Raw genomic sequence first — 25,955 nt, forward strand, 5'->3', positions numbered from 1 at the left:
AGATCATGACATGGCACGCGTAAAACGTGGCGTAACTTCCCGCGCCAAGCACACCAAGACACTCAAGGCAGCCAAGGGCTTCTACGGCCGCCGCAAGAACACCATCCGCGCAGCAAAGGCTGCCGTGGATCGTTCCAAGCAGTACGCTTACCGCGACCGCAAGGTCAACAAGCGCAACTTCCGCGCTCTGTGGATCCAGCGTATCAACGCTGCTGTTCGCGAATTCGGCCTGACCTATGGCCGCTTCATCGACGGCCTGAACAAGGCTGGCATCGAAGTCGACCGCAAGGTTCTGTCCGACATGGCTATCCATGAGCCGGCAGCATTCGGCGCGCTCGTCGAAGCAGCGAAGAAGGCGCTTGAGTACCTCAAGGATGCTGGTACGACCAACGAGTTTGAAACCGCTGTAAAGTAATTACGGCGCGGACAATCTGTTGTTCATTTGAAACCCGCGCCGGTCCTCCGGCGCGGGTTTTCGTTTTTTGGAATTCACGGCAGTTTCGGCAGAAGTGCGTAACGCTTTTACGCCGAGGTTGCCAAAAGGGTGGGGCATCCGGCTTTTGGCCGGCAGGCTCCATTGGGGGCAGAAAATGCTGGTTGCCGCAAGCGACGCGGAAAAGGCGAAGGGTTTCCACGTCCATCTGGAAGATAGCGATATCGCAGCCTTGATGCGGGCTTTGCTTAAAAGCGAGCGCCGTGTGCAGAAACTCGAACTTTCTTCGACGACCGTCTGGATCAAGCGCCAGGGCACGGAAACGCCGTCCTGGTGGATAAAGCTGCAGACCTTTCTCGCAAAGCTGCTCCCCTACACTTTTATGCGCCCGTCGCCTCCGCTCGATGGCGCCGGCCTGATGCGCCGTGAACTCGAAACGCTGCAGGCTTTCAAGGCCCGTGGTTTTCCTGTTCCGCCCATCATCTATTCTTCGCTGACGGCCGTTGTCCTGGGGGATGTCGGTCCCACCATCATGGAACGCATGGACGCGATAAAGACCGCGATGCCGGTGGAGCATGACGCCCTGCTGGTAAAATCCGCCGAGGCGCTCGGCGAACTGCATGCAGCAGGTCTTTGCCATGGACGTCCGCATGTGCGTGACTTCTTTCTCACAGAAGGCCGTGTCGGTTTCATGGATTTCGAGGAACGCCCGCAGGACGTCATGCCGCTTGAGACGGCGCAGGCCCGCGATATCTGGCTGCTGTTTCTGCAGGTCGCGACCCGCGCCTGCGATGCGCCGAAAACCTGTGATGCCGCCTTTGCCCGCTGGCGCGAAAACGCCCCGCCCAGGGCGCTGGAAGAATTGTGCCGTCTGACCGGCATTCTGGGGCGTTTTTTACCGGTTGCCCGGTTGATCGGGCGCGTGCGGATGGGTAGTGATCTGCGACGCTTTATCATGGCGACCGACTATTTGATGAATGCTGTGAACCCCGAAGCCGCTGTTAAAAATACCGGCAAGGCAGGAAAAGATGACTGAACTTGATACCTTGAAATCGCAATTGATGTCGGAGATCGCCACTGCTGCCGATGAGCCGGCCATCGAGGCCGTGCGTGTTTCCGCACTTGGCAAGAAAGGCTCGGTTTCGGAGCTTCTGAAGACGCTTGGCAGCATGACGCCGGAAGAGCGCCAGACCCGGGGCGCTGCCATCAACCAGCTCAAGACCGAAATCACCGACCTCATCGGCGAGCGTAAGAACGCGCTGAAGGACGCCGCCATTACCGCCCGGCTGAAAGCGGAAACGGTGGATGTCAGCCTGCCGGTTCGTCAGTCTCCGGCCGAGCGCGGTCGCATTCATCCCATAAGCCAGATCGTCGATGAAATTACTGCCATCTTCGCGGATATGGGGTTCTCGATCGCCGAAGGTCCTGACATCGAGACCGACTATTACAACTTCACGGCGCTGAATTTCCCCGAAGGCCATCCGGCCCGCGAAATGCACGACACCTTCTTCTTCCAGCCGGATGAAAACGGCGAGCGCAAGGTGCTGCGCACCCACACCTCGCCGGTGCAGATCCGCACCATGGAAAGTCAGAAGCCGCCGATCCGCATCGTCATTCCGGGCAAGACCTATCGTCAGGATTCCGATGCCACCCATTCGCCGATGTTCCATCAGGTCGAGGGCCTTGTCATCGACAAGAAGGCGCATGTCGGCAATCTGCGCTGGATTCTGGAAGAATTCTGCAAGACCTTCTTCGAGGTCGACAGTGTCGTCATGCGCTTTCGCCCGTCGTTCTTCCCCTTCACGGAGCCGAGCTTCGAGGTGGATATCCAGTGCGACCGTTCCGGCCCCATCGTCAAGTTCGGCGAAGGCAAGGACTGGATGGAAATCCTCGGCTGCGGCATGGTGCACCCGAACGTGCTGCGCGCCGGTGGGCTGGACCCGGATGAATATCAGGGCTTTGCCTGGGGCATGGGCCTCGACCGCATCGCCATGCTGAAATACGGCATGCCTGATCTGCGCGATTTCTTCAACGCCGATGTCCGCTGGATGAACCACTACGGCTTCCGCCCGCTCGACATGCCGACGCTGTTCGGCGGTTTGAGCGTTTAATCCGGTTAGCCAAGGAGCAAAGACATGAAATTCACTCTTTCCTGGCTGAAAGAGCATCTCGAAACGGATGCGACGCTGGACGAGATTTGCGAGCGGCTGACGGCGATTGGCCTCGAGGTCGAGGACGTCGATGACAAGGCGGCCTACAAGCCTTTCGTCATCGCCAAGGTCGTTTCCGCTGAAAAACATCCCGAGGCCGACCGCCTCAAGGTGCTGATGGTGGATGCTGGTGACGGCAAGCCGGTGCAGATCGTCTGCGGCGCGCCGAATGCACGCGCCGGCCTCGTTGGTGCGCTCGCTCGTCCCGGCATGTATGTTCCGGGCATCGATGTGACGTTGGCCGTCGGCAAGATTCGCGGCGTCGAAAGCCACGGCATGATGTGCTCCGAAAAGGAGCTCAACATTTCCGACGATCACGACGGCATCATCGATCTGCCTGAAGATGCGCCTGTCGGCACTTCCTTCGCATCCTATGCTGGCCTCGATGATCCGATCATCGAGATCAACCTCACGCCCAACCGTCCGGACTGCACTTCGATCTACGGCATCGCCCGCGATCTCGCCGCCTCCGGTCTGGGTAAGCTGAAGACGAAGCCTGCGCCGTCCTTCAAGGTTGAAGGCGCAACCCCCGTCGATGTGAAGCTGGAACTGGATGATGCGGCGCTTTGCCCCGGCTTTTCGCTGCGCATCGTGCGCGGCGTGAAGAATGGCCCCAGCCCGAAATGGATGCAGCAGCGCCTGATGGCGATCGGCCTGCGTCCTATCAATGCTCTCGTTGATATCACCAACTACATGACCTTCGATCAGGGCCGGCCGATGCACGTCTTCGACGCCGCCAAGGTCAAGGGCGATCTCACGGTTCGCCGTGCGAAAGAGGGTGAGACGATCCTCGCGCTCGACCAGCGTGAATACAAGCTCGGCCCGAACAATGTCGTCATTGCCGACGAAAAGGGCCTCGAGTCGATCGGCGGCATCATGGGCGGGGAGCATTCCGGCTGCGACGAAAACACCGTCGACGTGCTCATCGAGTCTGCTCTCTGGGATCCGATCAACATTGCCAAGACCGGCCGTTCGCTCGGCATCATCACCGATGCGCGTTATCGTTTCGAGCGTGGTGTCGATCCGGAATATATGGTTCCGGGTCTGGAGCGCACCACCGAACTGGTTCTGGCACTGTGCGGCGGCGTTGCCGGCGAAGCCCGCGTCGTTGGTTATAAGGGCCATCAGCCCAAGGTCGTCGATTTCCCGCTGGCGGAAGTCAAGCGCCTGACGGGTCTGGAAGTCTCCTCGCAGGAGAGCCTCGCCATTCTCAAGGGTCTTGGTTTCGGTGTCGAGGGAACGGGCGAGCGAGTCTCCGTGACCGTCCCCTCCTGGCGCCCTGATGTCGACGGCAAGGCCGATCTGGTTGAAGAAGTCATGCGCATCCATGGCGTCGACAATATCAAGCCGGAACCGCTTGAAAGCTTCGGCGCTGTCAACGGCCGTATCCTGACCACGCTGCAGATCCGCACCCGCACCGCGCGCCGAGCGCTGGCGAGCCGCGGCATGCTCGAAGCCGTCACCTGGTCCTTCATTCCGGAAGCGCAGGCGAAGCTTTTCGGCGGCGGTTCCCCGGCTCTGAAACTGGCCAACCCCATCGCGGCCGATATGTCGGACATGCGTCCTTCGCTGCTGCCGGGCCTTCTGACCGCAGCACAGCGCAATGCCGACAAGGGCTATGGTGACGTCGCGATCTTCGAGGTCTCCGGCACCTATGAGGGTGATACGCCGGAAACCCAGCGACGCGTGGCTGGCGGTGTTCGCCGTGGCACGGCCTCGCTCGCAGGCAGCGGCCGCATGTGGTCCAATGCTGTGAAGGGCGGCGGCAAGCCCGTGGATGTCTACGACGCCAAGGCCGATGCGCTGGCGGTGCTCGAAGCCTGCGGCCTGCCCATGGCCAATGTCCAGATTGAGGCCGGCGGCCCCGGCTGGTATCATCCCGGCCGCTCAGGCACCATCAAGATGGGTCCGAAGGTCGTGCTCGGCTATTTCGGCGAATTCCACCCGAAGACGCTGTCCGAGCTGGATGTTTCCGGCGCCTATTGCGGTTTCGAGATCTATCTCGACGCCATGCAGGAGCCGAAGAAGAAGGCGACCCGCACCAAGCCAGCACTTGAGCTTTCGCCCTTCCAGGCGGTCAAGCGTGACTTCGCCTTCGTGGTCGACAAGTCGGTAGAGGCAGGAGCCATCATCAAGGCCGCAACGAGCGCCGATCGCAAGCTGATCACCGGCGTTAATGTCTTCGATATTTTCGAAGGCGCATCGCTCGGCGAAAACCGCAAGTCGGTGGCCATCGAAGTCCAGATCCAGCCGGTCGACAAGACGCTGACCGATGAGGATTTCGAAGCGCTGACGGCCAAGATCGTCGGCAATGTCGAGAAGTCGACGGGCGGCGTTCTGCGCGCCTGAAAGCAGCTGACGAAATGATAAAAGCCGCGGCGGTTGCCGCGGCTTTTTGTTTTTAGCGATTGGCCAATCGCGTCATTCGTTCCGGATAACGTTCCCCCGCAACCTTTGTCGGAGAGAGCAATGCGCCGAGGCTGGCAACTTCGTCGGCCGTCAGCGCAACATCCGCTGCCGCCACGTTTTTCTCCAGATTGGCAATTTTCGTGGTGCCGGGGATAGGCACGATGAAATCGCCCTGCGCCATGACCCAGGCGAGCGCCAGTTGCCCTGCGGTAACGCCTTTCGCGGCCGCCATATCTTCCAGCAGCTGGATGAGGGCCAGATTGGCATCGAAGTTTTCGCTTTGGAAGCGCGGCAGGCTGCGGCGGAAATCGTCGGAGGCAAGCCCGTCGAGCGACTTCAGCGCGCCCGTCAAAGCGCCGCGCCCGAGCGGGCTGAAGGGTACGAAACCGATGCCCAGTTCGCGGCAGGTGTCCAGCACGCCATTTTCTTCGGGATCGCGGGTCCAAAGCGAATATTCGCTCTGAATGGCCGCAATCGGGTGAACGGCATGCGCCTTGCGAAGGGTCGCCGCACTCGCCTCGGAAAGGCCGAGCGCCTTCACCTTGCCTTCGCGCACCAGATCGGCCATTGCGCCGACCGTCTCTTCAATTGCCACGTCCGGATCGACGCGGTGTTGGTAATAGAGGTCGATGACATCGACACCCAGCCTTTTCAGTGAAGCTTCGGCGACGGCACGAACATTTGCCGGCGAACCGTCCACACCCTGGATCATCTCCGCCGAAGGTTTGCTGCCGTCGATGCGGAAGCCAAATTTGGTGGCGATGACCACCTGATCGCGATAGGGCTTCAAGGCCTTGCCAAGGAGGATTTCGTTTTTGAACGGCCCATAAACTTCTGCCGTATCGAACAACGTGACGCCAAGCTCGACGGCGCGATGCAACGTTGCGATAGAACTGCTTTCATCATTTGAAGGTCCATAAGCATGGCTCATGCCCATGCAGCCAAGGCCGAGTGCAGAAACGGAGAGGTCTTTTCCGAGAATTCTGTGTTTCATTTGCCTGTCCTTTGTCAGAGCGCGCCTTGAAAGCTATCCCGCAGTTTCCGACGGAGAATGTGTCCAAGACGTTTAATATACCCTTGGGAATGGGTACGGGTAAAACATACCGTCCGTCGGCGATAAAAATAATCGCTGCAAATCCGCTTGGGTTGTTCTATCATTTAGAACAATGAACCGTGTGCAACTCTCCCAACTGGCCGTTCTTGCCGCCGTTGCCGAAGGCCGCAGCTTTCGCAAGGCCGCCGCCGAATTGGCCATCGCGCCTTCTGCCGTCAGCCATGCGGTCTCGTCGCTGGAGGAAAGCCTTGGCCTGCGGCTGCTTCACCGCACCACCCGCAGCGTTTCTCCGACGGAGGAGGGTAAACTGCTGCTCGAAACGTTGGGACCGGCTCTTGCCGATATCGATACGGTCATCCAGACACTTGCCGAGCACGGCGGAAGGCCGGCGGGTCCTCTGCGTATCACCCTGCCTCGGCTTGCGGCCGAGGACCTTATCGTGCCCCGGCTGGGTGAGTTCTTGCGGCTCTATCCCGACATATCACTCGAAATCTCAACGGATGATCGCTTCGAAGATATCGTCGCGAAAGGCTTCGATGCCGGTCTGCGGCTCGGAGAGCACCTCGATGCGGATATGATTGCGGTGAAAGCGAGTGGTGCATGGCGCGGCGCGATTGTTGGCGCGCCCTCCTATTTCGCAGAAAACCCGCCGCCATCCGATCCGAGGGATCTCATCCGTCACCGCTGCATCCGCCGGCGTTTCGCGAGCGGCCTTATCTATCGCTGGGAACTGGAGAAGAATGGCAAGCCGCTGGTGGTGGATGTACAGGGACCGCTGATCCTGTCGGACCAGAGCCTCATTCGCCGGGCGGCAATAGATGGGGCAGGCCTTGCATTCGTTTTCGAACAGCGCGTAGAGGACGATATCAAAGAGGGCAGGTTAATCCGCGTGCTGGAGGATTGGTGCGCGCCCTTTGACGGTTTTTATATCTATTATCCCTCGCGCCGGCAGATGCGCCCGGCGCTGAGGGCTTTCGTAGATTTCTTCCGCTTCAGGGGTGATCAGAACTTGATGCGATAGCGGATATGGCCATCGCTTTTCACGTAGCTGTTATAGAGATTCTGGGCCCGGTGATTGTGCTCGTCCGTGTTCCAGTAAAGCCGTGACCAGCCTTTTTCGGCGCAGATGGCGATGAGATCGTCCATCAGCGCCCGACCTGTTCCCTTGCCGCGGATCGCGCCGTCGACGAACAGGTCTTCCAGATAGCAATCGGGTGTTTTGACCCAGGTGGAATCATGGAAGTGATGGATGGCGAAACCGGCCATCTTGTCACCGAGCAAAGCCACACGCATGGAAACACGCGAGGCTGGGTCGAGAATACGCGCCCAGGTATGCTCGGTCACGTCGTCGGCAAGGTGGACATCGTAGAAAGCGAGATAGTCGTTCCACAGGCGCAGCCATTCCGCCCGGTCACTCGGCTGTGCGTCACGAATTGTAAGATCCATGTCACGCACCCGCTTTATCGAGAAGAGCCATCATCTCGTCTGTCAGCTTCAGATCGACGGCGCGTTTGAAGCTCTCGAGCTGCGACAGGCTGGTGGCGCTGGCAATTGGAGCCGTCACGGCACTCTTCCGCAGCAGCCAGGCCAGTGCGATATCGGCGAGCTTGGCACCGGTTTCCACGGCAACCGCATCCATGGCCCCAAGAATGGCAAGGCCGCGTGTGTTGACGTAGTCGCCTACCCGGTAGCTGCGGGCAACGCCTTCGGTGTCGGCCTTGGCGCGATATTTGCCGGTGAGGAAACCGGCCGCAAGGCTGTAATAGTTGATCACCCCGATCTCTTGCCTGACGCAGAGATCGGCAAGCGGGCCTTCAAAGTCCGTGCGGTTGTAGAGATTATACTCCGGCTGCAGCACGTCGTAGCGTGGCAGATTGTTCTTTGCGGCCGTGTCCAGCGCGTCCTGAAGCTGGCTTGCGGAATAATTTGAGCAGCCGATGGCGCGGATTTTCCCCTGTTCCTTCAGCTTTGCGAAGGCGGCGAGCGTTTCCTCCAGCGGCACATCCGCATCCGGCTTGTGGGCGAGGTAGAGGTCGATATAGTCGGTCTGCAGCCGCTTCAGGGAAGCCTCGACGGCTTCCGCGATCCACCTGGCGCTGAGACCGGTCTTCTGGCCGCGATTGTCAAAACCGACCTTGGTGACGATCACCGCATCCTCACGCCTGACACTGGACTGCTTCAGCCATTTGCCGATGATGGCCTCGGACTCTCCGCCCACATGGCCATCCACCCAGGCGGAATAGACATCCGCCGTGTCGATGGCATTGAACCCGGCATCGAAAAAGGCGTCGAGCAGGGCAAAGGAAGTCTTCTCATCCGCTGTCCAGCCAAACACGTTGCCGCCGAAGACGATCGGGGCGATGGAGAGGCCGGTGCGGCCGAGACTTCGTTTTTCCACGGGAAATGCTCCTGTTGCTATCTTTATGGCAAGGTAGCAACTGCCTGCCGGCATAACCATTCAATTCCTTTGATGGCATTCATCAGGCAGCGGCAGGGTCTGCGAAAATCAGGCCTGAAAACCGCGATAATGGCTGGGCGGATGGCGATTGTGCTGTTGCCAGACACGCCGCAAATGCCGGGCGGAGGCAAAACCCGCCCTTTCCGCGATGGCTTCCATATCCAGGCGGCTGTTTGCGAGAATGTCGCGGGCGAGATTGACCCGCATCAGGTTGACATAGTCGATGACGCTGATGCCGGTATGCTCGCGAAACAGGCGCGACAGATGCCTTTCGCTGAGCGCGGCAATATCGGCCAGCCGCTCCAGCGACCAGTCCTGCGCCGGCTCGGCCATCACACGGTCCTGAACCCGGTGAATGGCGGGGTGGATGTGGTTGCGGCCGGTCATCCAGGGGGAGATTTGTGGATCGCTGCCGCTGCGCCTGAGATAGACCACCATGGTTTTGGCAATGCGGGCCGCAACGGCCGGGGATGTCAGCCGGGAAACCACATGCAGCATCAGGTCGATGCCGGTGGAAATACCGGCACTTGAGAAGCGGTTGCCATCCTCAACGAAAAGGCGGTTTTCGGCCACCTGCGACAGCGGCGCGATGCGGCGCAGCCCTTCAACGCAATCGGCATGAGTCGTGCAGTTTCGCCCGTCGAAAAGTCCCGCTTCCCCCGCCAGCAGCGCGCCGGAACAGATGGAAATGACTGTCGTATCGGCACGCACCGCGCGGCGCAGCCATGCCGCCAGCGCCTGCCGCTCTCGCTGTGTCTGCGGATCATTGTCGAAGCGTGACGTGCTGCCCGAGATCAGCAGGAAAGCATTTTCCGGCAAGGTCGCGGGCAAGCTCTCCAGCCCGGAAAGTCCAAGGCCGATGGAAGATTGTTGTTCGCCACTCGCAGCAATGTATCGGCAGTCGAAGTGGATGTCCCGCTGTTCCGCGTTGGCATAACGGATCACTTCGAGCGGACCGGCAATGTCCAGCAACAGCGCATGTGGCGGCACAAGCGTATAAAAGGGAATGATGCGCGTGCCGCCTCTATCCATCAGGCGGCCTCTTTGACGGTGGCCAATGCGTCATTGACGCTTACGATGCGCGCGAAGCGGCCAGCCAGCACCAGTTCGGTCCGTTTGCGGATATCGTCCGGGCTGAAGGTGGTGCCGGAAGCATGTGTCATCGGGAAAGTCAGCGTCGCTTCGGTGACGTAATCGACGCTGTAACCAAGATCGGAAGCGTGCCGCGTGGTGGTTTCGCAGCATTGCTCGGTGCGGATACCAGAGACGATCAGCCGGTTGATGCCCTTCTGTGTCAGCCAGATTTCGAGGCCGGTGCCGGCAAAAGCCGAATGGCGGTTCTTGTGAAAGGTGACATCAGGCGTGATCCGCACGCCATCCAGCGCCCGGATATAGCCACTGTCCTTTGAGAAGGCCTTGTCGCCATCGACATGGAAGATTTGAACGACTGGAATGCCCGCGGCTTTGGCGCCATCGATCAGCGCCTGCTGTTTCTCCAGATAGGCAGCCAAACCGCTTTCCTCGAAATAGGGGGCATGCCGAAAGGATTCCTGAACGTCGATGACCAGCAGTGCTGTATGGGAAGAGGACATTTCATGTATCTCCATTGGGTTCATGCATAGCATAATTACCTCTATAAAGCACGGAGAAAAGCAGATATCCCGACAAAGACAGGACAAATTCAGCCATCTTTGATCTATCGCGCACCTGCGGCTTGCCATGACGTGTGACGATGGTAAGTTTCCGTTGAATGGCAGAGCAGGAGAACGGAATGCTGCGCTTCGGAATAATCTCAACGGCGAAAATCGCTCAGGATCACGTCATTCCGGCGATACAGGATGCACAGAACTGCGTGGTCAGCGCCATAGCCAGCCGGGATCTCACCAGGGCGCGCGCGGTGGCGGATCGTTTTCCCGTGCCCCACGCCTTCGGTTCCTATGAGGAAATGCTGGCTTCCGATGTCATCGACGCGGTTTACATTCCGCTTCCGACATCGCAGCATGTGGAGTGGACCATCAAGGCCGCCGATGCCGGCAAACACGTTCTGTGCGAAAAGCCGATTGCACTGAAGGCAGAGGAGATCGACACCCTCATCGCCGCGCGCGACCGCAACCGCGTTGTCATCTCGGAGGCCTTCATGGTCACCTATGCGCCGGTCTGGGCCAAGGTGAAGGAGTTGCTGGCCTCGGGCGCGATCGGAACACTGAAGCATGTGCAGGGCGCTTTCAGCTATTTCAACCGCGATCCCGGCAATATGCGCAATATTCCCGAACTGGGTGGCGGGGCCTTGCCCGATATCGGCGTCTACCCCACCATCGTGACCCGCTTCGTCACCGGTGTGGAGCCGAGGCGCGTGCAGGCCACCGTCGAGCGCGACAAGGAATTTGGCACCGATATCTATTCCAGCGTCAGGGCCGATTTCGGCGGTTTCGAACTGAGTTTTTATCTGGCCACACAGCTTGCCGCCCGCCAGCTGATGGTTTTCCATGGCACTGACGGTTATATCGAGGTCAAATCTCCCTTCAACGCCAATCGCTGGGGTGCGGAAGAGATCGAGCTGACCAATCAGGCCCATAACCAGTCGCAAATCTTCCGGTTTCAGGATAGCCGCCAATATAAGCTGGAGGCGGAGGCCTTTGCCCGTGCTGCGAAGGGTGAGGGCGAAGTGGTCACGCTGGAAAGCTCGCGGAAGAACCAGCTTTTCATCGACGCCATTTACCGGGCGGCGGAAAAGGACGGGTGGGAAACGGTTTAATCCGACTTTTGCCGTTGCCTTTGAAGCCGCCAATAGCCGTAAAGCGCCAGCAACAGTGCTGCGAGTGCTGAAAAGGCAAGCGGGACGAGCGGCTGCACCAGCGGGTTGCGCCATTGCAGCAGGGCAAACAGCCCGACGCTGACGATACGCGAGGTAAGCGTGACGGCATTTGTCAGAAAGCTGTTCAGTGCGGCTGATGCCTCACCATTCGAACGGTTCAGCCGCCAGCTTGTTGCAAGCCCCGCTGCCGCGCCCGGCAAACGGGCGGCGAGCGGATCGACGCCGAGATAGAAAATAAGCAGACAGGTAACGGTGAGGTCAGTGGCCAGTCCGCAAATCTCGGTCAGCGCAAAGTGCGGAAGCCTCAAGGCCGTGGACTTTTAGAGGGTTGGCTGGGTGGAACGTGGGCGCTGCAGCACCAGAAGGCTGATAACGACACCCACGACACCGAAATTGTAACCGGCAAGCGCCAGAAGCAGCGACATCAGGGGCACGGCCGTGGAAGAAAGTGCAATCGCCACGCCATAGGCACCGATAATCATCATGCAGATGAAAACGATGCTGAAAACCGAACGCAACGCAACTGCGGTTACGCCGAGCACTGTGGCGGTAAGAAAAATCATGATGCCGCCTCCTCTTTGGTTGCCGGGCCTGGGACAGACGTAACGCTGTCTTCCCTAACGAACCCTTGTTTTCTCCTCCAATCCCCATTTTCCTAACTCGTTAGTTGAGGATATGGTTTCATCGCCGTTAAAATGGGCCGGGCCGGTGCCGGCATTTCCGAATCGACGGGTTTTGGTTACAAACGGGCATGAGCGATATCTTCTCCCACGCAGCATTGAGCAATCTTGCCGAGTTCTCGGTGTCCGAACTGTCGGGTTCCATCAAGCGCACGGTGGAGACGGCTTTCGAGCAGGTGCGGGTGCGCGGCGAGATTTCCGGCTATCGCGGTCCGCATTCTTCGGGTCATGCCTATTTCTCGCTGAAGGATGATCGCGCTCGCATCGATGCGGTGATCTGGAAAGGCACTTTCTCGCGGCTGAAGTTCCGTCCGGAAGAGGGCATGGAAGTCATTGCCACCGGCAAGGTCACCACCTTTCCCGGCTCCTCGAAATACCAGATCGTCATAGAAAGCCTCGAACCGGCAGGTGCCGGCGCGCTGATGGCGTTGCTCGAAGATCGCCGTCGACGTCTGGCGGCGGAAGGGTTGTTTGATGCGGAACGCAAGCGTCGCCTGCCGTTCATGCCGCGCGTCATCGGCGTCGTCACCTCGCCGACGGGTGCGGTTATTCGCGATATTCTTCACCGCATCTCGGATCGCTTTCCCGTGCATGTCGTCGTCTGGCCGGTCAAGGTGCAGGGCGAAGGTTCGGGCGAGGAAGTGGCGAACGCCATTCGCGGCTTCAATGCGCTTCAACCCGGTAGTGAAATTGCACGGCCGGATGTACTGATCGTCGCCCGTGGCGGCGGCAGTCTGGAAGACCTCTGGAGTTTCAACGACGAAATCGTCGTGCGTGCCGCTGCCGAGAGCAAAATCCCGCTGATTTCCGCCGTGGGGCATGAGACCGATACGACCTTGATCGATTATGCCGCCGATGTTCGCGCGCCGACGCCGACGGGGGCCGCCGAAATGGCTGTGCCGGTGCGGGCCGAGTTGGAAGCGCAGCTTTCCGGCCTTGCCGCGCGCCTTTCCGGCTCGGTATCGCGGCAGATGGACAATCGCCGTCAGGGCGTGCGGGCGCTGGTGCGGGCGCTGCCCTCGCTCGATCAGCTTCTCGCTTTGCCGCGCCGCCGGTTTGATGAGGCCGCGAGCGGTCTCGGGCGGGGACTGGAATTGACCACGCTGAACAAACGCCGCGCCTTCGAACGTTCAGCCTCGGGTCTCAGGCCGGAAACCCTGCTGAACGGTCTCAAACAGCACAGGCAGCGGATTACCGAGCGCATGCATCGGGCCGAGACCCTGGTTGAGCGCCGCCTGCTGCAGGGAAAAGGCCGTGTCGATGCCTTTGATTCTTCGCTGCGTTCGCTTCCCGCCCGGCTACTCGGCCAGCTGGAGCGGCAGAAGGAACGCATTGTCACTGCTGCACGCCGCGCCGATACAGCCGTGCTGCACCGCATGACGCAGAACCGCGCGGGCCTTGCCTCCCATGACCGCATTCTGCAATCGCTGTCGTATAAGAACGTGCTGAAGCGCGGTTATGCCGTCATCCGCGATGAGGAGAACCGGCCGCTGACCCGCGCTGCCACCATCGCGTCTGGTGCTGCGGTATCGATGGAATTTGCCGATGGCCGCGTTTCTGCCATCACAACGGGAGAGGGGACGCCGCCCCCGGATACGTCAACCGCGCCAAAAAAGAAGCCGGCAAAACCGGCTTCTTCTGGCCCAACGGATCAGGGCAACCTGTTCTGATCAGATCGACGCCGCATCCGAAAAGCGGCGGCTGACGGTGAAGGTCTTTTCGATATCGGGATGCAGCTCCATGCCGAGGCCGGGACCTGGCGGCACGGTGATCATGCCGTTTTTCACTTCCGGCAATGCGGTGACGAGATCGCGATACCAGGTCTTGTAGAAGGCTCGCACGCTTTCCTGCACCAGCGCATTCGGCGCATTAAGCGACAGATGCGTTGAGGCGCAGAGCACCACCGGGCCGGTGCAATCATGCGGCGCGACCGGCAGATGCCAGGCTTCCGCCATCGAAGCGATCTTGCGCGCTTCGGAAAGCCCGCCGCACCAGCTGATGTCAAGCATCACCACGCCGGCAGCACCTGTTTCCAGGAGATCGCGGAAGGCCCAGCGGGAACCGAGCGTCTCGGATGCGGAAATAGGTGCTGGCGAAACGGCGGCATAACGGGTCAGGCTTGAAAGGCTGTCCATCTTGATCGGGTCTTCATGCCAGAAGGTCTGGTAGGGGGTGAGCGCCTTGGCGATCTGCATCGCGGGCAGAAGCTGCCACATGGAGTGAAACTCCACCATGATATCCATCTTGTCGCCCACCGCCTTGCGGATTTTTTCGAAAGGCTCGAGCGCGCTTTTCAGGTCCGGCATCGAAATATATTGGCCACGTGTCTTTTCCGCCGCCGCATCGAAGGGCCAGATTTTCATGGCCGTGATGCCGTCTTCGAGCAACGAGTGGGCCAGCTCGTCGGCCCGGTGCAGGAAGCCGTTCAGATCGTCATAATCCTTGCCGCCGGAGAGGCCGTAATTGGCGGTCTGCTGGCCGGTCGCCTTCTTGATATATTCGGTGCCCGCGCAAGTATTGTAGGTGCGGATTTCCTTGCGACTGAAACCACCGAGAAGCTGGGCGATCGGCTGGTTGGTGGCCTTGCCGAAAATATCCCAGAGCGCGATATCGAAAGCGGAATTGCCGCGTACCTCCGCTCCCGACGAGCGGAAACCGAGATAACCGACGAGGTCCTGCGCCAGAAGATCGATCTGCAGCGGATCGCGGCCGATCACGCGGGGTGCGATATATTCGTGCACATAGGTTTCCACCGTCTCGGCGCCATAAAAGGTTTCGCCAAGCCCGGTAATGCCTTCATCCGTATGGACCAGAACCCAGAGCAAGTTTGCCCGTTCCGCCACGCGGACGGTCTCAAGTTTCGTAATTTTCATGAAGTGTCTCCTCCAGAGGCAAGTCGTGTTCCGTCTGGAACTGTGTTGAAAAAAATCAGGCGATGCCGGCCGCCAGAAGCGCGTGCACGCTTTCATCGAAATGCCGCGCCATCAGCGTTGAGGCCGTTTGCGGGTCTCCTGCGGCAATGGCCTGTCCGATGGCGATGTGAAGTTCACCTGCGGCATGGCGCTGCACGTCGGATGTGCGGCTTTTCCAGCCGATCGGCCACGTCTGGCGCGTCACATTCTGAAAGGCGCCGAGAATGAGTTCGAAAACCGGATTCTTGGAGGCTTTGGCAACGGCGAGGTGGAAGGCAAGATCGTGTTCCATGACCTTGTCGTTGTCGCCGAAATCCCGCTCCATATTGTTGGCATGGTCGAGAATGGTGAGCGCTTCCGCATCCGTTCGCCGCAGCGCTGCCAAAGTTACGGTTCTAACTTCGATCGTACGGCGCACATCGTAGATCTGCTGGATATTGATCTGTTCGGTGTGAATGCCATGTTCAAACATCAATGACATCGCACCATGATCCAGTGTCGCCACCGTGGCGCGCTTGCCGGCGCTGACATCGATCAGCCGCATCGCTGACAGAGACCTGAAGGCCTCGCGAACGACGGTACGGGAGACGCCGAGCTGCTGTGAGAGCGAAAGCTCGCTGGGGAGTTTCGCGCCGGGGGCAAGTTCGTTTTCCCTGATGTGGCGGGTGATCGCGCCGATCGTGCTGCTGACGAGGCCGGTTTCGTGGGAAATGGCGTTATACATTTTTCCTCCAACCTGTAGTACAGGTTTATGGAAAATTGCTTACAGGATTTTCTGGGGCGAAACAAGCGCCATCACGCGGCCATTGCGTGTTTGCCAGGCCCGGAAAACCTATTCTTCGAAATCTCGCAAAAACCGTTTCAGCAGTTGGTTCAGCGTCGCACGCTCTTCTTCGCTGAGGCCGGCAACCAGACGGTGCTGGTTTTCGACGTGAGCGCCGGCCGCTTCCTCGACAATGGCAAACCCCCGCTCCGTCAACGATATCAGGACGCTGCGCCGGTCATTCGGGTTGTGTATGCGCTCCACCAGCCCCGCTTTTTCAAGCTGGTCGATGCGGTTGGTCATGGTGCCGGAGCTTACCATCGCCATGGCAAGCAGATCGCCGGGGGAGAGCTGGTAGGGCGAACCGGAGCGCCGCAATGTCGCCAGAACATCGAAAGCGGAGGAGGAAAGCCCATGCCTCAGCAGCACCGCCTCCACCTCTCGACCGAGATGGGTGGTGAGACGGTTCAAGCGCCCGAGGAGCCCCATGGGACCGACGTCGAGATCGGGCCGCTCCCTGTGCCATTGCGCCAGAATGTGATCGACGCGGTCAAACGGTTCTTTGCTCATTCCCAAGGCATAACAACTGGTATCTTGACGTCAAGATAAAATCAGCTAGATTGCATTTATCTTGATATAGAGATTCTTGAGATGAAGAAAAATACGACCTATGCCGGCGATGTGCTGGTGACCGCCCTTGCCCCGGCCATCTGGGGAACCACCTATTTCGTCACGACGGAATTTTTACCGCAGGGATATCCCCTGCATGTCGCCATGCTGCGCGCATTGCCGGCCGGCGTGCTCCTGCTGCTTTTCGTGAGAAAGCTGCCGCAGGGCATCTGGTGGCCGCGCAGCTTCATTCTGGGGGCGCTGAATTTCTCGTTCTTCTGGGCGATGCTTTTCGTTTCAGCCTATCGGCTGCCGGGTGGCGTGGCGGCAACGGTGGGCGCGGTCCAGCCCCTGATCGTGATTGGCCTCTCCCGGCTGTTTCTCGCAGCGCCGGTTCGGCCGCTGGCCATCGCGGCCGGTTTTCTGGGTATTGTCGGTGTCGCTCTTCTGGTTCTGGCGCCGGGTGCTGCGCTGGATGGTATCGGGGTGGCAGCAGGTCTTGCCGGTGCCGTATCCATGGCTTTCGGAACGGTGCTGACCCGCAAATGGCGGCCGCCGGTGTCGAACCTCACATTTACCGCCTGGCAACTGACGGCGGGCGGTATCCTGCTGCTGCCGGTTGCCTATTTCCTGGAACCGGCCCTGCCGACACCGACAGCGGCCAATATTCTCGGCATGGCCTATCTGGGTCTTATCGGCGCCGCCTTGACCTATTTTCTGTGGTTCCGCGGGCTGACCCGTATCGAACCTCCCGCCGCCGCATCGCTCGGTTTTCTAAGCCCGGTCGTTGCAACCCTGCTCGGCTGGCTGGCGCTTGGCCAAAGCCTCACGCCAGCACAGATCGCAGGTTTCGTCGCGGTGCTTTTCAGCATCTGGCTCAGTCAGCGCAGCCAGTTGCCGAGATAGGTCCCGTCAGGCCCATTCGCCCTTGCGCATCACCGGAACCGTGGAGCCATCCGGCTTCACGCCATCAATGTCCACCTTGTCGGAGCCGATCATCCAGTCGATGTGGATCAGGCTGGAATTGCCGCCCTGCGCCGTGATCTGCTCCTGCGACAGCGAGGCGCCGTCAAGGAAGCATTTTGAATAGCACTGGCCGAGCGCGATGTGGCACGAGGCATTTTCATCGAACAGCGTGTTGTAGAACAGGATGCCGCTTGCCGAAATCGGTGAGGAATGCGGCACCAGCGCCACTTCTCCCAGACGCCGCGCGCCCTCATCGGTGTCGAGCACCTTGTTCAATACAGCTTCGCCCTTGGAAGCCTTGGCTTCGACGATGCGGCCGGCTTCGAACTTCACCTGGATATCGTCGATCAGCGTTCCCTGATGCGACAGCGGCTTGGTGCTGGAGACGTAACCATCCACGCGCAGCGCATGTGGTGTGGTGAACACTTCTTCAGTCGGGATATTCGGGTTGCAGGTCACACCATTCTTGGCGGTGGAGGCGCCGCCATGCCATTCGTGGCGGTCCGCGAGGCCTATCTTCACATCCGTGCCGGGGCCGGTGAAATGCAGCGAAGCGAAACGTTCGCCGTTCAGCCATGCCGAGCGCTTGGCGAGATTGGCGTTATGCTGCGCCCACGCCGCGACCGGATCGGCCAGATCCACCCGCGAGGCGGCGAAGATGGCGTCGGCAAGCCTGCGGACCGCTTCGTCTTCCGTCACATCAGGAAAGACCTGCTTTGCCCAAGACGGGTTGGGATAGGAGATGATGTTCCAGTTGATGTCGAAATTGGAAATCTTCTCCAGCGCCGGCTTGTAAGCCGTTGAGTTGGCCTTGTTGGCGCGCGCCACCTTGGCAGGGTCCTGTTCGGCCAGCAGCATGGGGTTGTCGCCGGCAATCGCCAGCCGCGCTGCGCCATTGGCATAAGCCTTTGCCATGCCCTCATAAAGCCAGCCGGAAGCCAGGTCGAAATTGGCGTCACTGGCGTGGCGATAGCGCGCAAGCGTGGTTTCTTCATCGGAATAAAAGGTGGTGACCAGTCCGCCACCTGCCAGATAGGCGTGTTTGGTCAAAAATCGCACCAGCGGCAGGGCTGCCAGCGGCGCTGTAATCACCAGATCCTGGTCCTTCTGCAATTGCAGGCCGACCTTGATGGCGACTTCGGCCAGTTTTTCGAGTTTGACGGGATCGATGGGAGAAACGGTCATGATCTGCCTTCGTCTATTTCAATCGGAGGCGCCGACCATAGCCCATTCCTCCCGAAAGCCAAATGCTTTCAGGCATGCCCTCCGGCACTTCAATCGGCGACCAGCGGTGCGGCGATGGCCTTCAGCGCCATTTGGGCATCGCGGGGCGAAAGCCTCACTTGCAGGCCACGCTGCCCGCCATTCATGTAGACATAATCATGCGTCATCGCCCCGGCCTCGATGGCCGTCGGCACCTGTTTTTTCTGCCCGAAAGGGCTGATGCCGCCGACATGGTAACCGGTGGCGCGCTCGGCATCGGCGGGCTTCATCATGCTGGCGGATTTACCTCCGAAGGCGGCGGCCAGCTTCTTCATGCTGACTTCACGATCCGAAGGGACGACGACGCAGACCGGCTTGCCATCCAGCTCTGCCATCAGCGTTTTCAACACCAGATGCGGTGGCTCACCGATCGCCTCGGCCGCCTGCAGACCGATGCGGTCTGCATTCGGATCGTAATCATAGGTGACAGTGGTGAAGGCAACGCCTGCCTTGGCCAGCATCTGGGTGGCGCGTGTTGTTTTGGACATGACAGGTTGCAGTCACGCAAAAAGGGTCTGGTAGGTTTCAGGCTTGAAACCGACAGTTATCTTGCCCTTCGCCTCCAGCACCGGACGCTTGATCATGGAGGGCTGCTCCAGCATCAGCGCGATAGCCTTCTCACGGTTCAGATCGGTCTTCTGGCCGTCGTCGAGTTTTTTGAAGGTTGTACCGGCGCGGTTGAGAACCGTTTCCCAGCCCGCGGCATCACACCATGTTTCCAGATGGGCGCGGTCGATGCCCGACGCCTTGTAGTCACGGAAAGAATGGTCGACGCCATGGGTCTCCAGCCAGCTTCTGGCCTTCTTCATCGTGTCGCAGTTCTTGATGCCGTAAATGATGATCGTCATGCTGCCAGCCTCTTTGCCTTCAAGCTCTCCGGCATAACAAAATATCCGCCTTATTCAACCCGCCCGCTGAAGTGCCCCTGCGCATTTGCCCCGTCGTGATGCTAAGTCATGCAAAATCGCAATGGCTGATATCCGAACGAGCGCGAGCAAAGCTGCATGGCTTCCCTGCTACATCATGAGTTGTAGAACGGGGCCGAAATGCCCATTATCTGGGCATCAAAGATGGAGAGAAAAATGCGTCAGGTTGCAAAGACATCGCGTAACTTCTTCGGTGAAACTTTCGCCGTTCTCGGTGCAGCGCTCTCGGTTTCGGCCGCTGTTCGCGCACATCGCAAGCCCGCCCGTGCCGATCTCGAAGCTCTCGGTATCGACGGTAAGGCTTTCGACAAGGTACAGCTCTAAGCTGGCCATTATCCGTTGCGAGGCGATACCGCCTCGCTTGCGCTCAGGATCGACAACCGGATCGGTTTTCGACGGGCGCGGTGGATACGCGGATGGCGCGAAAAGCGCCCCGGCTTCGCAAAACAAGGTTCCGTATAGCTTTCAACAGCGGATGCGGAAACGACTATCGGCGTGGGAAGTGCTATGCCACTTCGGGTGCATCTTACCGCATCGCCACCCTTTGCATCGGCCGTTTCGAAGGTCCGATCACTTTCCCCGGCAAATGTAACTGGCTTTCAGGCCGCTCATAACGGTCTGCTTTCGGCGAAAGTGCGAAGCGCTCGAGCAATTCATGCCGCGTTTCGCCATTGTGACTGAATACAAGTTCGAAGTTCCCCGCCAGCCAGCTATAGGGTTTCTCAACCTGCATCAGCTCGATTTTCCCGCAGCCGTAGATCATGGTGAGATGCGGTGTAAAAGACGATGCGGCGACATAGGGCAGGTTTGCTCGCCTAAGGGAGCGCTGCACTATCTTCGCCAGAGCCTTAAGCTCCTGCATCTCGCTGCCACTGCGTAGCACCAGACTGTTGCGATTGCCGAAGAGCGACGATCCATAGAATGTGATCGGAACGGGCCGCGCCTTGATTTCCCCGAGCGTCGCCTTCAGCCGATGTACCAGCCCGTGAGGCACGGTCTCAAAACATCCGACACAGAGCAGGGTTATATGCAGAAGCTCCGGCGGATAGGCCTCACGCTTCGTCCGCCCCGCAGCATGGCACGACGCATCGGCAAAAATTCGTTCCGCCAAGGCTGCCGGCGGTTTCACCATGATCAGGAGCTTGCTGCTTAATCGCGGATTGAAACGCCGTATTTTCTCCGACTCCCACCCTTCGAAGCAAAGCTGCTTTGAGCTTCCTTCCTCTGCCAACTCGAAACTCATGACGATGCTCCATGGCCTTTGCCAGGGCCGCGATATTACCATCACCGGTTAAAATTGAAAGAACAAAAAGAGAACAAAAGCTTTGTGACGTTTACCAGATACCGGGAAACAGCCGATAGCGCCTTTGACGGGCATATTCAGAATAACCGGGCAATTCGGCCTGCAGCAGGCGGTCTTCCAAGCCGGTACGGATGATTAGCAGCACGATGGCCAAAGCCGCGGGGAGCAGGGCTATCCAGGAACTCAATGCGAGCGGTATGCCAGTGAACATGCCGATTGCGGCCGTGTAACCGGGGTGGCGCACGATACGGTATGGGCCCGACGTGACCACCCGCTGCCCGCGCTCGCTTTGGATTCGGACCCCGGGCTCGAAGAACGGATTGACGGCCTGGGCCCAGGCCGTAACCGCAATACCGCCGACAAGCAGGATGTAGCCGAGCAGCACGACCCACAACGGCACGGCAGACCACTCCATCCGGCCGGCATCGAATGCCGCAACCGGGATTTCAGCAAAAAAAGCCAAAAGGATCACGGAGACCAGAATCAGGTCCCATTTCTTGGTACCCGGCTGGAACCGGCTGCGCGCGCGGAAAATGACCGGGTTCACACGCGCCAATACCAGCGCGGAAAGGCCAAAAGAAACGACGACGACCACGACGAAAATCCAGCCCGGGCACCAGTTGATCCTGCCCGCAGGCAGAAAGACTAAGGCCACCAGGCCGAGCGGCAAACTGATGGCGTACAGGATCGCGGCGGCGCGTGACATAGGCATCGGATCGGCATCGGATGTCATCGATGGGCTTCCTTCTTTTGTCCTCGATAGGACGAACGGCAGCCTGTCCTGGTGGACTGATTAACCCCTTAAAGCGGTGCGGGACCGGCGGTACTCTGCGAAAGACGGTCGAATACTGGCAAAAACGCGCAGAAAGTCAAACGCATAAGCGGTCTCGGGTCTAGCCGACCGCGCGACAGCTGCTTGCGGACCGGAATGGGCGATCCCTGTTTGGTGGTTCATTTTTTAGTCGCTTTCGGCAGTCGGTACGTCCCGTAATATCGGCCCCGCGCACATCTGGTTTCCGGCGGGATTCCGTCAGCAGCCATAAGGCAAACGGCTTCGGGTTGACATTCTACCTACTAGTTGGTAGGTAATTACTATGAAAAATCCACAAACCAAAGCGGATGAAATTCTTCGTTGCGCACGCTTCCTGATCATAAAGGGCGGCTACAACAGTTTCAGCTATGCCGATATTTCCGCTGTGGTCGGTATTCGCAATGCGAGCATTCACCACCATTTTCCCAGCAAGACCGATCTGGTCCAAAAACTGGTTGCGCAATACAGGCAGGAGGCGGAAGCCGGTATCGCCGAACTGGAACGAAACGTTTCCGACCCGCTCGAACAGCTTCGCGCCTATATCGGCTATTGGGAGGGCTGTATCGCCGAGGCCACTCATCCCTTCTGCGTCTGCGCTTTGCTCGCCAGTGAAATTCCGGTTCTGCCTGAAGCAGTCGCTCTTGAAGTGCGCGCGCATTTTCGAAGTCTCTCGGACTGGCTCACCACCGTTCTGGAACGCGGCGTTGCCCAAGGGCGCATCGCGCTGAGCGGAACTGCCAGAGCCAATGCTGAAATCTTCATGGCCACCGTGCACGGCGCGATGCTTTCCGCCCGTGCTCACGGTGATGCGACGACTTTTGGTGCAATAACCCGCCCCCTGCTGGAGCGCATGACCGCTTAAAATCGGAGCCTCGCGGGGAACGTGAAGGCGTGGCCCGGGCGGCATGCCACCGAAACAACAGACAGCATTAAGCTGGCAGATTTGTCGATGACAGTCTGCTTCCTGGACCACCCCGTCCTTTTGGACAAGAAAGGCAATCTCTCATGTTCGGAATTTCTCCGCTTGGCTGGATCCATACACTTGGAAGCCTGCCGGCCATTCCCGCCGCCATTTACATGTTTGCCCGCTACGGTCGAATCGTTCCGCGATCAGCGCCGGGCACCCTCTATCTTGTCTCCATGCTGATTGGAGCTGCGACGGTCTTCCTCGTCGCGCATCAGCCGATCAGCTATGGCGTTGGCGTCCTGACCATCCTTTTCCTGCTTGCAGGTTACGGCATCGAACGCGTTCTTGGTTCAACGCGCCTGGCCAGATATATTGAAACCATCTGTCTCAGCATCACTGCGTTTCTTTTGATGGTCCCGACGGCCAGCGAAATCCTGCGTCGTGTTCCGGACGGTCACCCTCTGGTTACGGACCTGAAATCACCGCTGCTTCTCGGTGTTCAGGCAGGGTTGCTGGCGATCCTCGTGGTCGGCCTGGCCGCCCAGATGATCTATCTCACACGACAAAACAGAAACGCCGCGAACTAGTCGCGGCGTCATCGTTTAAACTGCCTTCGACATGGCGGCGTTGCGGTAGCAACGCCACTGTGTCGATTATAGTCCTATTCCCACTCGATCGTGCCGGGCGGTTTGCTCGTCACGTCATAGACAACGCGATTGATGCCCCGCACTTCGTTGATGATGCGGGTTGCCGCGCGGCCGAGGAAATTCATGTCGTAGGGATAGAAATCCGCCGTCATGCCGTCTACCGAGGTCACGGCGCGCAGCGCGCAGACGAAGTCATAGGTGCGGTAATCGCCCATGACGCCGACGGTCTGCACCGGCAGCAGCACGGCAAAAGCCTGCCAGATGGTGTCGTAAAGACCAGCCTTGCGGATTTCATCGAGATAGATCGCATCGGCCTTGCGCAGAATATCGAGCTTCTCGCGGGTAATCGCGCCGGGGCAACGGATCGCCAGACCAGGACCTGGGAAGGGGTGGCGGCCGATGAAGCTGTCCGGCAGGCCGAGTTCACGGCCAAGCGCACGTACTTCGTCCTTGAAAAGTTCACGCAGCGGCTCCACGAGCTGCATGTTCATGCGCTCGGGAAGGCCGCCGACATTGTGGTGGCTCTTGATGGTGACAGAGGGGCCGCCGGAGAAGGAGACGCTCTCGATGACGTCAGGGTAAAGCGTGCCCTGTGCGAGGAAATTCGGAGCACCCTTGCCGTCGGCGGCGATCTTGGCCGCTTCGGCCTCGAAGACTTCGATAAACAGGCGGCCGATGGTCTTGCGCTTCGCTTCCGGATCGGAAACGCCCGAGAGTTCGCCGAGGAACAGATCGGCGGCGTCAACATGAACAAGCGGAATGTTGTAGTGGTCGCGGAACATGCCGACCACCTGCTCGCTTTCACCAAGCCGCATCAGGCCATGGTCGACGTAAACGCAGGTGAGCTGGTCACCGATCGCCTCATGGATGAGGATAGCCGCAACCGAAGAATCGACGCCGCCGGAGAGTGCGCAGAGCACGCGGCCGGTGCCGACCTGCTCGCGGATCTTGCGGATCATCTCGGCGCGATAAGCCGCCATCGTCCAGTCGGATTTAAGCCCGACGATCTTGTGCACGAAGTTGGAGAGCAGCTTGCCGCCGTCAGGGGTATGCACCACTTCCGGGTGGAACATGGTGGAGTAGTAGTGACGGGTCTCGTCCGCGGCGATGGCGAAAGGCGCGTTCTCGGAGGTTGCGATGACCTCGAAACCTTCCGGCAGCTTCGTTACACGGTCGCCATGGCTCATCCAGACGGGATAGCTCTTGCCCTGTTCCCAGAAGCCTTCAAAAAGCGGGCTTGCCTTCTTGATGTCGATATCGGCCCGGCCGAATTCCGCCGCATGGCCGCCCTCGACGACACCGCCGAGCTGCGTGCAGAGCGTCTGCTGGCCGTAGCAGATGCCGAGGATCGGAACCTTGCTGTCAAACACCGCCTGCGGCGCGCGCGGGCTTCCTTCCGCCGTCACGGATGCGGGGCCGCCGGAGAAGATCACGCCCTTGGGCTGAAGCTTCTCAAACGCCTCTGCGGCATTCTGAAACGGATGGATTTCGCAATAGACCCCGGCTTCGCGGATGCGGCGCGCAATCAGCTGCGTCACCTGGCTGCCGAAATCGATGATGAGAATGCTGTCGGGATGGGCTATCTGGGTCATGGCGAGCCTTTAAAGAAAATGGCGGCTTTAGGCAACCCGGAAGCGGGTGTCAAACAGCGGAAATTTGCGAAAATAGCAAGGTTTCACAGGGCGATCATACCGTCTTCAATGGCGCGGCAAAGCCCGTCGACGGCCTCCGCCAGCTTTTCGTCGATGATGTGCAGATATTCCATCCAGTCATCCACATGGTTCACATCCGCCTTGCCATCGGAAATACCACGCAGACCGGCGAGCGGTACGCCGAAGCGCTGGCAGGCACGGAGCACGGCGTAGGTTTCCATTTCCACCATGTCGGCGTTGATCGCCCCATAGGCCGCACCGGAAACCACGTTGGCGCCGGTAGAAAGACGTGCCTCGGCAATGCCGGGTATGAGGAAAGGCAATGGCACATCGGCCGGCAGGTCAAGAAAGGGCGTGCGACCCTTTTCGAAACCGAAGGCGGAGGCGTCCATATCGCGATACGAAACCGAAATCGCCTGATAGACGCCCGTTTGGTTCAGAGTGCGTGAACCGGCAGAGCCGAGAGAAACGACGAGGTCGGGCAAATGGTCTGCCGCATCGAGACCGGCAAGAACGGCCGTTACCGAAATCGCAGCCTCGACCGGGCCGACGCCGGTCATCAGCGGCGCAATGCGGGCCTGTAGATGGGGGCCGTATTCGGCGGAAGCCGCCATGACGAAAAGGACGGATTTATCCGCAACATGCAAAAGCCGGTAGCTCATCCGGTAATATCCTCGCGACCCTTTACCACCATCATGGTGCCGGTCATGGAGGCGATCAGCTTTGCCGGCCCGTCCGAAAGCGCATAAGCGCGGCCATCGGCGACGATCAGGTTGTTTCCGGGCTTGATGATTTCGCCACGAAACAGGAACCGTTCGCCGCGTCCGGGCGACATGAGGTTGACCTTGAACTCGATGGTCAGCAGCGAGGCCTCAGGCTCGATGATCGTATAGGCCGCATAGGTACAGGCCGTATCCAGACCGGCGGCGATGACGCCCGCATGTAATATGCCGTGCTGCTGCGTCAGCTTTTCATGAAAAGGCAGTTCGATTTCCACCAGCCGGTGTTCGATACGGGTGATCTCGGCGTTGATCGCCTGCACCACGCCCTGGCGCGCAAAGCTGCTTTCTATCCGCTGACGAAAATCGCCGGGATCCGTGATCTCCATGGCTTACCTGCCTGCCTTCTGCCCTGTCG

General features: G+C 59.4%; 29 protein-coding genes. 11 read left to right on the top strand and 18 right to left on the bottom strand.

All coding sequences use genetic code 11. The features are described from left to right. Positions 1 to 10 precede the first annotated feature (10 nt). The 4 genes from rplT to pheT all read left to right on the top strand — a co-directional run bounded on the left by rplT (position 11) and on the right by pheT (position 4,992). A complete protein-coding gene (gene rplT / locus QRN60_RS00925) occupies positions 11 to 415 on the top strand; it encodes a 50S ribosomal protein L20 (RefSeq protein ID WP_003507464.1) in 405 nt (134 codons plus the stop codon). Between the two features lie 175 nt (positions 416 to 590). Continuing rightward, a complete protein-coding gene (locus QRN60_RS00930; protein ID WP_080864329.1) occupies positions 591 to 1,469 on the top strand; it encodes a phosphotransferase in 879 nt (292 codons plus the stop codon). Then, positions 1,462 to 2,544, top strand: coding sequence for a phenylalanine--tRNA ligase subunit alpha (gene pheS / locus QRN60_RS00935; RefSeq protein ID WP_003507467.1), 1,083 nt, complete (start codon positions 1,462 to 1,464; stop codon positions 2,542 to 2,544). The genes QRN60_RS00930 and pheS overlap by 8 nt, the downstream gene beginning before the upstream one ends. 24 nt (positions 2,545 to 2,568) lie before the next feature. Then, on the top strand, positions 2,569 to 4,992 hold the full coding sequence (gene pheT / locus QRN60_RS00940; protein WP_003507468.1) for a phenylalanine--tRNA ligase subunit beta: 2,424 nt from the start codon (positions 2,569 to 2,571) through the stop codon (positions 4,990 to 4,992). A 52-nt stretch (positions 4,993 to 5,044) separates the two neighbouring features. Here pheT and QRN60_RS00945 read toward each other — a convergent pair whose 3' ends face one another. Continuing rightward, a complete protein-coding gene (locus tag QRN60_RS00945; protein WP_060727094.1) occupies positions 5,045 to 6,046 on the bottom strand; it encodes an aldo/keto reductase in 1,002 nt (333 codons plus the stop codon). Positions 6,047 to 6,218: 172 nt separating this feature from the next. Between QRN60_RS00945 and QRN60_RS00950 the strand changes: the two genes are divergently transcribed. Further along, on the top strand, positions 6,219 to 7,127 hold the full coding sequence (locus QRN60_RS00950) for a LysR family transcriptional regulator (protein WP_087743223.1): 909 nt from the start codon (positions 6,219 to 6,221) through the stop codon (positions 7,125 to 7,127). On the opposite strand, the gene QRN60_RS00955 is transcribed toward QRN60_RS00950, so the two are convergent. From QRN60_RS00955 to QRN60_RS00970, 4 genes are all read right to left on the bottom strand, one after another. Further along, positions 7,109 to 7,552, bottom strand: a complete 444-nt coding sequence (locus QRN60_RS00955) for a GNAT family N-acetyltransferase (protein WP_111781379.1) — start codon at positions 7,550 to 7,552, stop codon at positions 7,109 to 7,111. The two genes, QRN60_RS00950 and QRN60_RS00955, sit on opposite strands and share 19 nt — an antisense overlap. Position 7,553: 1 nt before the next feature. Then, a complete protein-coding gene (locus QRN60_RS00960; RefSeq protein ID WP_060722795.1) occupies positions 7,554 to 8,504 on the bottom strand; it encodes an aldo/keto reductase in 951 nt (316 codons plus the stop codon). A gap of 108 nt (positions 8,505 to 8,612) precedes the next feature. Then, positions 8,613 to 9,596: a GlxA family transcriptional regulator gene (locus QRN60_RS00965; RefSeq protein ID WP_060722796.1), complete on the bottom strand. Its 984-nt coding sequence runs from the start codon at positions 9,594 to 9,596 to the stop codon at positions 8,613 to 8,615. Continuing rightward, the gene (locus tag QRN60_RS00970) at positions 9,596 to 10,156 is read right to left on the bottom strand and encodes a cysteine hydrolase family protein (protein ID WP_112978317.1); all 561 of its coding nucleotides are present in this window, start codon (positions 10,154 to 10,156) and stop codon (positions 9,596 to 9,598) included. Before QRN60_RS00970 ends, QRN60_RS00965 begins: the two co-directional genes overlap by 1 nt. A gap of 179 nt (positions 10,157 to 10,335) precedes the next feature. Here QRN60_RS00970 and QRN60_RS00975 point away from each other — a divergent pair, with 179 nt between their 5' ends. Continuing rightward, a complete protein-coding gene (locus QRN60_RS00975) occupies positions 10,336 to 11,319 on the top strand; it encodes a Gfo/Idh/MocA family protein (protein WP_129564645.1) in 984 nt (327 codons plus the stop codon). Here the strand turns inward: QRN60_RS00975 and QRN60_RS00980 are convergent. Together QRN60_RS00980 and QRN60_RS00985 are read right to left on the bottom strand one after the other, a co-directional pair. Beyond that, entirely contained in the window at positions 11,316 to 11,687 is a 372-nt protein-coding gene (locus QRN60_RS00980) for a GtrA domain-containing protein (protein WP_112978319.1), read from the bottom strand. The genes QRN60_RS00975 and QRN60_RS00980 overlap by 4 nt on opposite strands. A 12-nt stretch (positions 11,688 to 11,699) precedes the next feature. Beyond that, positions 11,700 to 11,942: a hypothetical protein gene (locus QRN60_RS00985; protein WP_003507480.1), complete on the bottom strand. Its 243-nt coding sequence runs from the start codon at positions 11,940 to 11,942 to the stop codon at positions 11,700 to 11,702. Between the two features lie 188 nt (positions 11,943 to 12,130). On the opposite strand from QRN60_RS00985, the gene xseA reads away from it, so the two are divergent. Beyond that, the gene (gene xseA, locus QRN60_RS00990) at positions 12,131 to 13,729 is read left to right on the top strand and encodes an exodeoxyribonuclease VII large subunit (RefSeq protein WP_060722800.1); all 1,599 of its coding nucleotides are present in this window, start codon (positions 12,131 to 12,133) and stop codon (positions 13,727 to 13,729) included. Here xseA and QRN60_RS00995 read toward each other — a convergent pair whose 3' ends face one another. The 3 genes from QRN60_RS00995 to QRN60_RS01005 form a co-directional block, all read right to left on the bottom strand. Further along, positions 13,730 to 14,932, bottom strand: coding sequence for a mandelate racemase/muconate lactonizing enzyme family protein (locus tag QRN60_RS00995; RefSeq protein WP_060722801.1), 1,203 nt, complete (start codon positions 14,930 to 14,932; stop codon positions 13,730 to 13,732). A 55-nt stretch (positions 14,933 to 14,987) separates the two neighbouring features. After that, positions 14,988 to 15,695 carry a FadR/GntR family transcriptional regulator gene (locus tag QRN60_RS01000; protein ID WP_129564644.1) on the bottom strand — a complete coding sequence of 236 codons (708 nt, stop codon included), beginning with the start codon at positions 15,693 to 15,695 and terminating at the stop codon, positions 14,988 to 14,990. A 108-nt stretch (positions 15,696 to 15,803) separates the two neighbouring features. Next, on the bottom strand, positions 15,804 to 16,304 hold the full coding sequence (locus QRN60_RS01005; protein WP_060727084.1) for a MarR family winged helix-turn-helix transcriptional regulator: 501 nt from the start codon (positions 16,302 to 16,304) through the stop codon (positions 15,804 to 15,806). 81 nt (positions 16,305 to 16,385) lie between these two features. On the opposite strand from QRN60_RS01005, the gene pecM reads away from it, so the two are divergent. Further along, the gene (gene pecM / locus QRN60_RS01010; protein ID WP_060727083.1) at positions 16,386 to 17,249 is read left to right on the top strand and encodes a 4-hydroxybenzaldehyde efflux transporter PecM; all 864 of its coding nucleotides are present in this window, start codon (positions 16,386 to 16,388) and stop codon (positions 17,247 to 17,249) included. Positions 17,250 to 17,255: 6 nt separating this feature from the next. Here the strand turns inward: pecM and QRN60_RS01015 are convergent, their stop codons facing one another. The 3 genes from QRN60_RS01015 to QRN60_RS01025 form a co-directional block, all read right to left on the bottom strand. Beyond that, positions 17,256 to 18,494, bottom strand: coding sequence for an aminopeptidase (locus tag QRN60_RS01015; RefSeq protein WP_129564643.1), 1,239 nt, complete (start codon positions 18,492 to 18,494; stop codon positions 17,256 to 17,258). 89 nt (positions 18,495 to 18,583) lie between these two features. Continuing rightward, complete coding sequence (gene ybaK, locus QRN60_RS01020) at positions 18,584 to 19,060, bottom strand: Cys-tRNA(Pro) deacylase (protein ID WP_099085731.1); 477 nt, start codon at positions 19,058 to 19,060, stop codon at positions 18,584 to 18,586. A gap of 12 nt (positions 19,061 to 19,072) precedes the next feature. Continuing rightward, entirely contained in the window at positions 19,073 to 19,420 is a 348-nt protein-coding gene (locus QRN60_RS01025) for an ArsC family reductase (RefSeq protein ID WP_129564642.1), read from the bottom strand. A 234-nt stretch (positions 19,421 to 19,654) separates the two neighbouring features. On the opposite strand from QRN60_RS01025, the gene QRN60_RS01030 reads away from it, so the two are divergent. Then, a complete protein-coding gene (locus QRN60_RS01030; RefSeq protein WP_003503889.1) occupies positions 19,655 to 19,822 on the top strand; it encodes a hypothetical protein in 168 nt (55 codons plus the stop codon). Positions 19,823 to 20,024: 202 nt separating this feature from the next. Here QRN60_RS01030 and QRN60_RS01035 read toward each other — a convergent pair whose 3' ends face one another. Both QRN60_RS01035 and QRN60_RS01040 read right to left on the bottom strand, forming a co-directional pair. Beyond that, a complete protein-coding gene (locus QRN60_RS01035; RefSeq protein ID WP_129564641.1) occupies positions 20,025 to 20,741 on the bottom strand; it encodes a 2'-5' RNA ligase family protein in 717 nt (238 codons plus the stop codon). A gap of 91 nt (positions 20,742 to 20,832) precedes the next feature. After that, entirely contained in the window at positions 20,833 to 21,534 is a 702-nt protein-coding gene (locus tag QRN60_RS01040) for a methyltransferase family protein (RefSeq protein WP_174069477.1), read from the bottom strand. 361 nt (positions 21,535 to 21,895) lie between these two features. On the opposite strand from QRN60_RS01040, the gene QRN60_RS01045 reads away from it, so the two are divergent. After that, positions 21,896 to 22,474, top strand: coding sequence for a TetR/AcrR family transcriptional regulator (locus QRN60_RS01045; protein ID WP_107674917.1), 579 nt, complete (start codon positions 21,896 to 21,898; stop codon positions 22,472 to 22,474). 143 nt (positions 22,475 to 22,617) lie between these two features. Next, positions 22,618 to 23,106 (top strand): hypothetical protein, encoded by a 489-nt coding sequence (locus QRN60_RS01050; RefSeq protein ID WP_003503881.1) that lies wholly within the window; start codon positions 22,618 to 22,620, stop codon positions 23,104 to 23,106. A 74-nt stretch (positions 23,107 to 23,180) separates the two neighbouring features. On the opposite strand, the gene guaA is transcribed toward QRN60_RS01050, so the two are convergent. The 3 genes from guaA to QRN60_RS01065 all read right to left on the bottom strand — a co-directional run bounded on the left by guaA (position 23,181) and on the right by QRN60_RS01065 (position 25,926). Further along, the gene (gene guaA, locus QRN60_RS01055; protein ID WP_003503879.1) at positions 23,181 to 24,758 is read right to left on the bottom strand and encodes a glutamine-hydrolyzing GMP synthase; all 1,578 of its coding nucleotides are present in this window, start codon (positions 24,756 to 24,758) and stop codon (positions 23,181 to 23,183) included. Positions 24,759 to 24,841: 83 nt separating this feature from the next. Next, positions 24,842 to 25,480, bottom strand: a complete 639-nt coding sequence (locus tag QRN60_RS01060; protein ID WP_111794247.1) for a 5'-methylthioadenosine/S-adenosylhomocysteine nucleosidase — start codon at positions 25,478 to 25,480, stop codon at positions 24,842 to 24,844. Continuing rightward, positions 25,477 to 25,926 (bottom strand): PaaI family thioesterase, encoded by a 450-nt coding sequence (locus QRN60_RS01065; RefSeq protein ID WP_087743243.1) that lies wholly within the window; start codon positions 25,924 to 25,926, stop codon positions 25,477 to 25,479. Before QRN60_RS01065 ends, QRN60_RS01060 begins: the two co-directional genes overlap by 4 nt. Positions 25,927 to 25,955: the final 29 nt, after the last annotated feature.

This window comes from Agrobacterium sp. CFBP2214, from assembly GCF_030209895.1.
Taxonomy (GTDB): domain Bacteria; phylum Pseudomonadota; class Alphaproteobacteria; order Rhizobiales; family Rhizobiaceae; genus Agrobacterium; species Agrobacterium radiobacter.

What these genes read in the sequence shown, in the direction of transcription:
- rplT (WP_003507464.1), top strand. Translation starts at nt 11, where the DNA reads ATGGCACGCGTAAAACGTGGCGTAACTTCCCGCGCCAAGCACACCAAG.
- QRN60_RS00930 (WP_080864329.1), top strand. Translation starts at nt 591, where the DNA reads ATGCTGGTTGCCGCAAGCGACGCGGAAAAGGCGAAGGGTTTCCACGTC.
- pheS (WP_003507467.1), top strand. Translation starts at nt 1,462, where the DNA reads ATGACTGAACTTGATACCTTGAAATCGCAATTGATGTCGGAGATCGCC.
- pheT (WP_003507468.1), top strand. Translation starts at nt 2,569, where the DNA reads ATGAAATTCACTCTTTCCTGGCTGAAAGAGCATCTCGAAACGGATGCG.
- QRN60_RS00945 (WP_060727094.1), bottom strand. Translation starts at nt 6,046, where the DNA reads ATGAAACACAGAATTCTCGGAAAAGACCTCTCCGTTTCTGCACTCGGC.
- QRN60_RS00950 (WP_087743223.1), top strand. Translation starts at nt 6,219, where the DNA reads ATGAACCGTGTGCAACTCTCCCAACTGGCCGTTCTTGCCGCCGTTGCC.
- QRN60_RS00955 (WP_111781379.1), bottom strand. Translation starts at nt 7,552, where the DNA reads ATGGATCTTACAATTCGTGACGCACAGCCGAGTGACCGGGCGGAATGG.
- QRN60_RS00965 (WP_060722796.1), bottom strand. Translation starts at nt 9,596, where the DNA reads ATGGATAGAGGCGGCACGCGCATCATTCCCTTTTATACGCTTGTGCCG.
- QRN60_RS00970 (WP_112978317.1), bottom strand. Translation starts at nt 10,156, where the DNA reads ATGTCCTCTTCCCATACAGCACTGCTGGTCATCGACGTTCAGGAATCC.
- QRN60_RS00975 (WP_129564645.1), top strand. Translation starts at nt 10,336, where the DNA reads ATGCTGCGCTTCGGAATAATCTCAACGGCGAAAATCGCTCAGGATCAC.
- QRN60_RS00985 (WP_003507480.1), bottom strand. Translation starts at nt 11,942, where the DNA reads ATGATTTTTCTTACCGCCACAGTGCTCGGCGTAACCGCAGTTGCGTTG.
- xseA (WP_060722800.1), top strand. Translation starts at nt 12,131, where the DNA reads ATGAGCGATATCTTCTCCCACGCAGCATTGAGCAATCTTGCCGAGTTC.
- QRN60_RS00995 (WP_060722801.1), bottom strand. Translation starts at nt 14,932, where the DNA reads ATGAAAATTACGAAACTTGAGACCGTCCGCGTGGCGGAACGGGCAAAC.
- QRN60_RS01000 (WP_129564644.1), bottom strand. Translation starts at nt 15,695, where the DNA reads ATGTATAACGCCATTTCCCACGAAACCGGCCTCGTCAGCAGCACGATC.
- QRN60_RS01005 (WP_060727084.1), bottom strand. Translation starts at nt 16,304, where the DNA reads ATGAGCAAAGAACCGTTTGACCGCGTCGATCACATTCTGGCGCAATGG.
- pecM (WP_060727083.1), top strand. Translation starts at nt 16,386, where the DNA reads ATGAAGAAAAATACGACCTATGCCGGCGATGTGCTGGTGACCGCCCTT.
- QRN60_RS01015 (WP_129564643.1), bottom strand. Translation starts at nt 18,494, where the DNA reads ATGACCGTTTCTCCCATCGATCCCGTCAAACTCGAAAAACTGGCCGAA.
- ybaK (WP_099085731.1), bottom strand. Translation starts at nt 19,060, where the DNA reads ATGTCCAAAACAACACGCGCCACCCAGATGCTGGCCAAGGCAGGCGTT.
- QRN60_RS01025 (WP_129564642.1), bottom strand. Translation starts at nt 19,420, where the DNA reads ATGACGATCATCATTTACGGCATCAAGAACTGCGACACGATGAAGAAG.
- QRN60_RS01030 (WP_003503889.1), top strand. Translation starts at nt 19,655, where the DNA reads ATGCGTCAGGTTGCAAAGACATCGCGTAACTTCTTCGGTGAAACTTTC.
- QRN60_RS01035 (WP_129564641.1), bottom strand. Translation starts at nt 20,741, where the DNA reads ATGAGTTTCGAGTTGGCAGAGGAAGGAAGCTCAAAGCAGCTTTGCTTC.
- QRN60_RS01040 (WP_174069477.1), bottom strand. Translation starts at nt 21,534, where the DNA reads ATGACATCCGATGCCGATCCGATGCCTATGTCACGCGCCGCCGCGATC.
- QRN60_RS01045 (WP_107674917.1), top strand. Translation starts at nt 21,896, where the DNA reads ATGAAAAATCCACAAACCAAAGCGGATGAAATTCTTCGTTGCGCACGC.
- QRN60_RS01050 (WP_003503881.1), top strand. Translation starts at nt 22,618, where the DNA reads ATGTTCGGAATTTCTCCGCTTGGCTGGATCCATACACTTGGAAGCCTG.
- guaA (WP_003503879.1), bottom strand. Translation starts at nt 24,758, where the DNA reads ATGACCCAGATAGCCCATCCCGACAGCATTCTCATCATCGATTTCGGC.
- QRN60_RS01060 (WP_111794247.1), bottom strand. Translation starts at nt 25,480, where the DNA reads ATGAGCTACCGGCTTTTGCATGTTGCGGATAAATCCGTCCTTTTCGTC.
- QRN60_RS01065 (WP_087743243.1), bottom strand. Translation starts at nt 25,926, where the DNA reads ATGGAGATCACGGATCCCGGCGATTTTCGTCAGCGGATAGAAAGCAGC.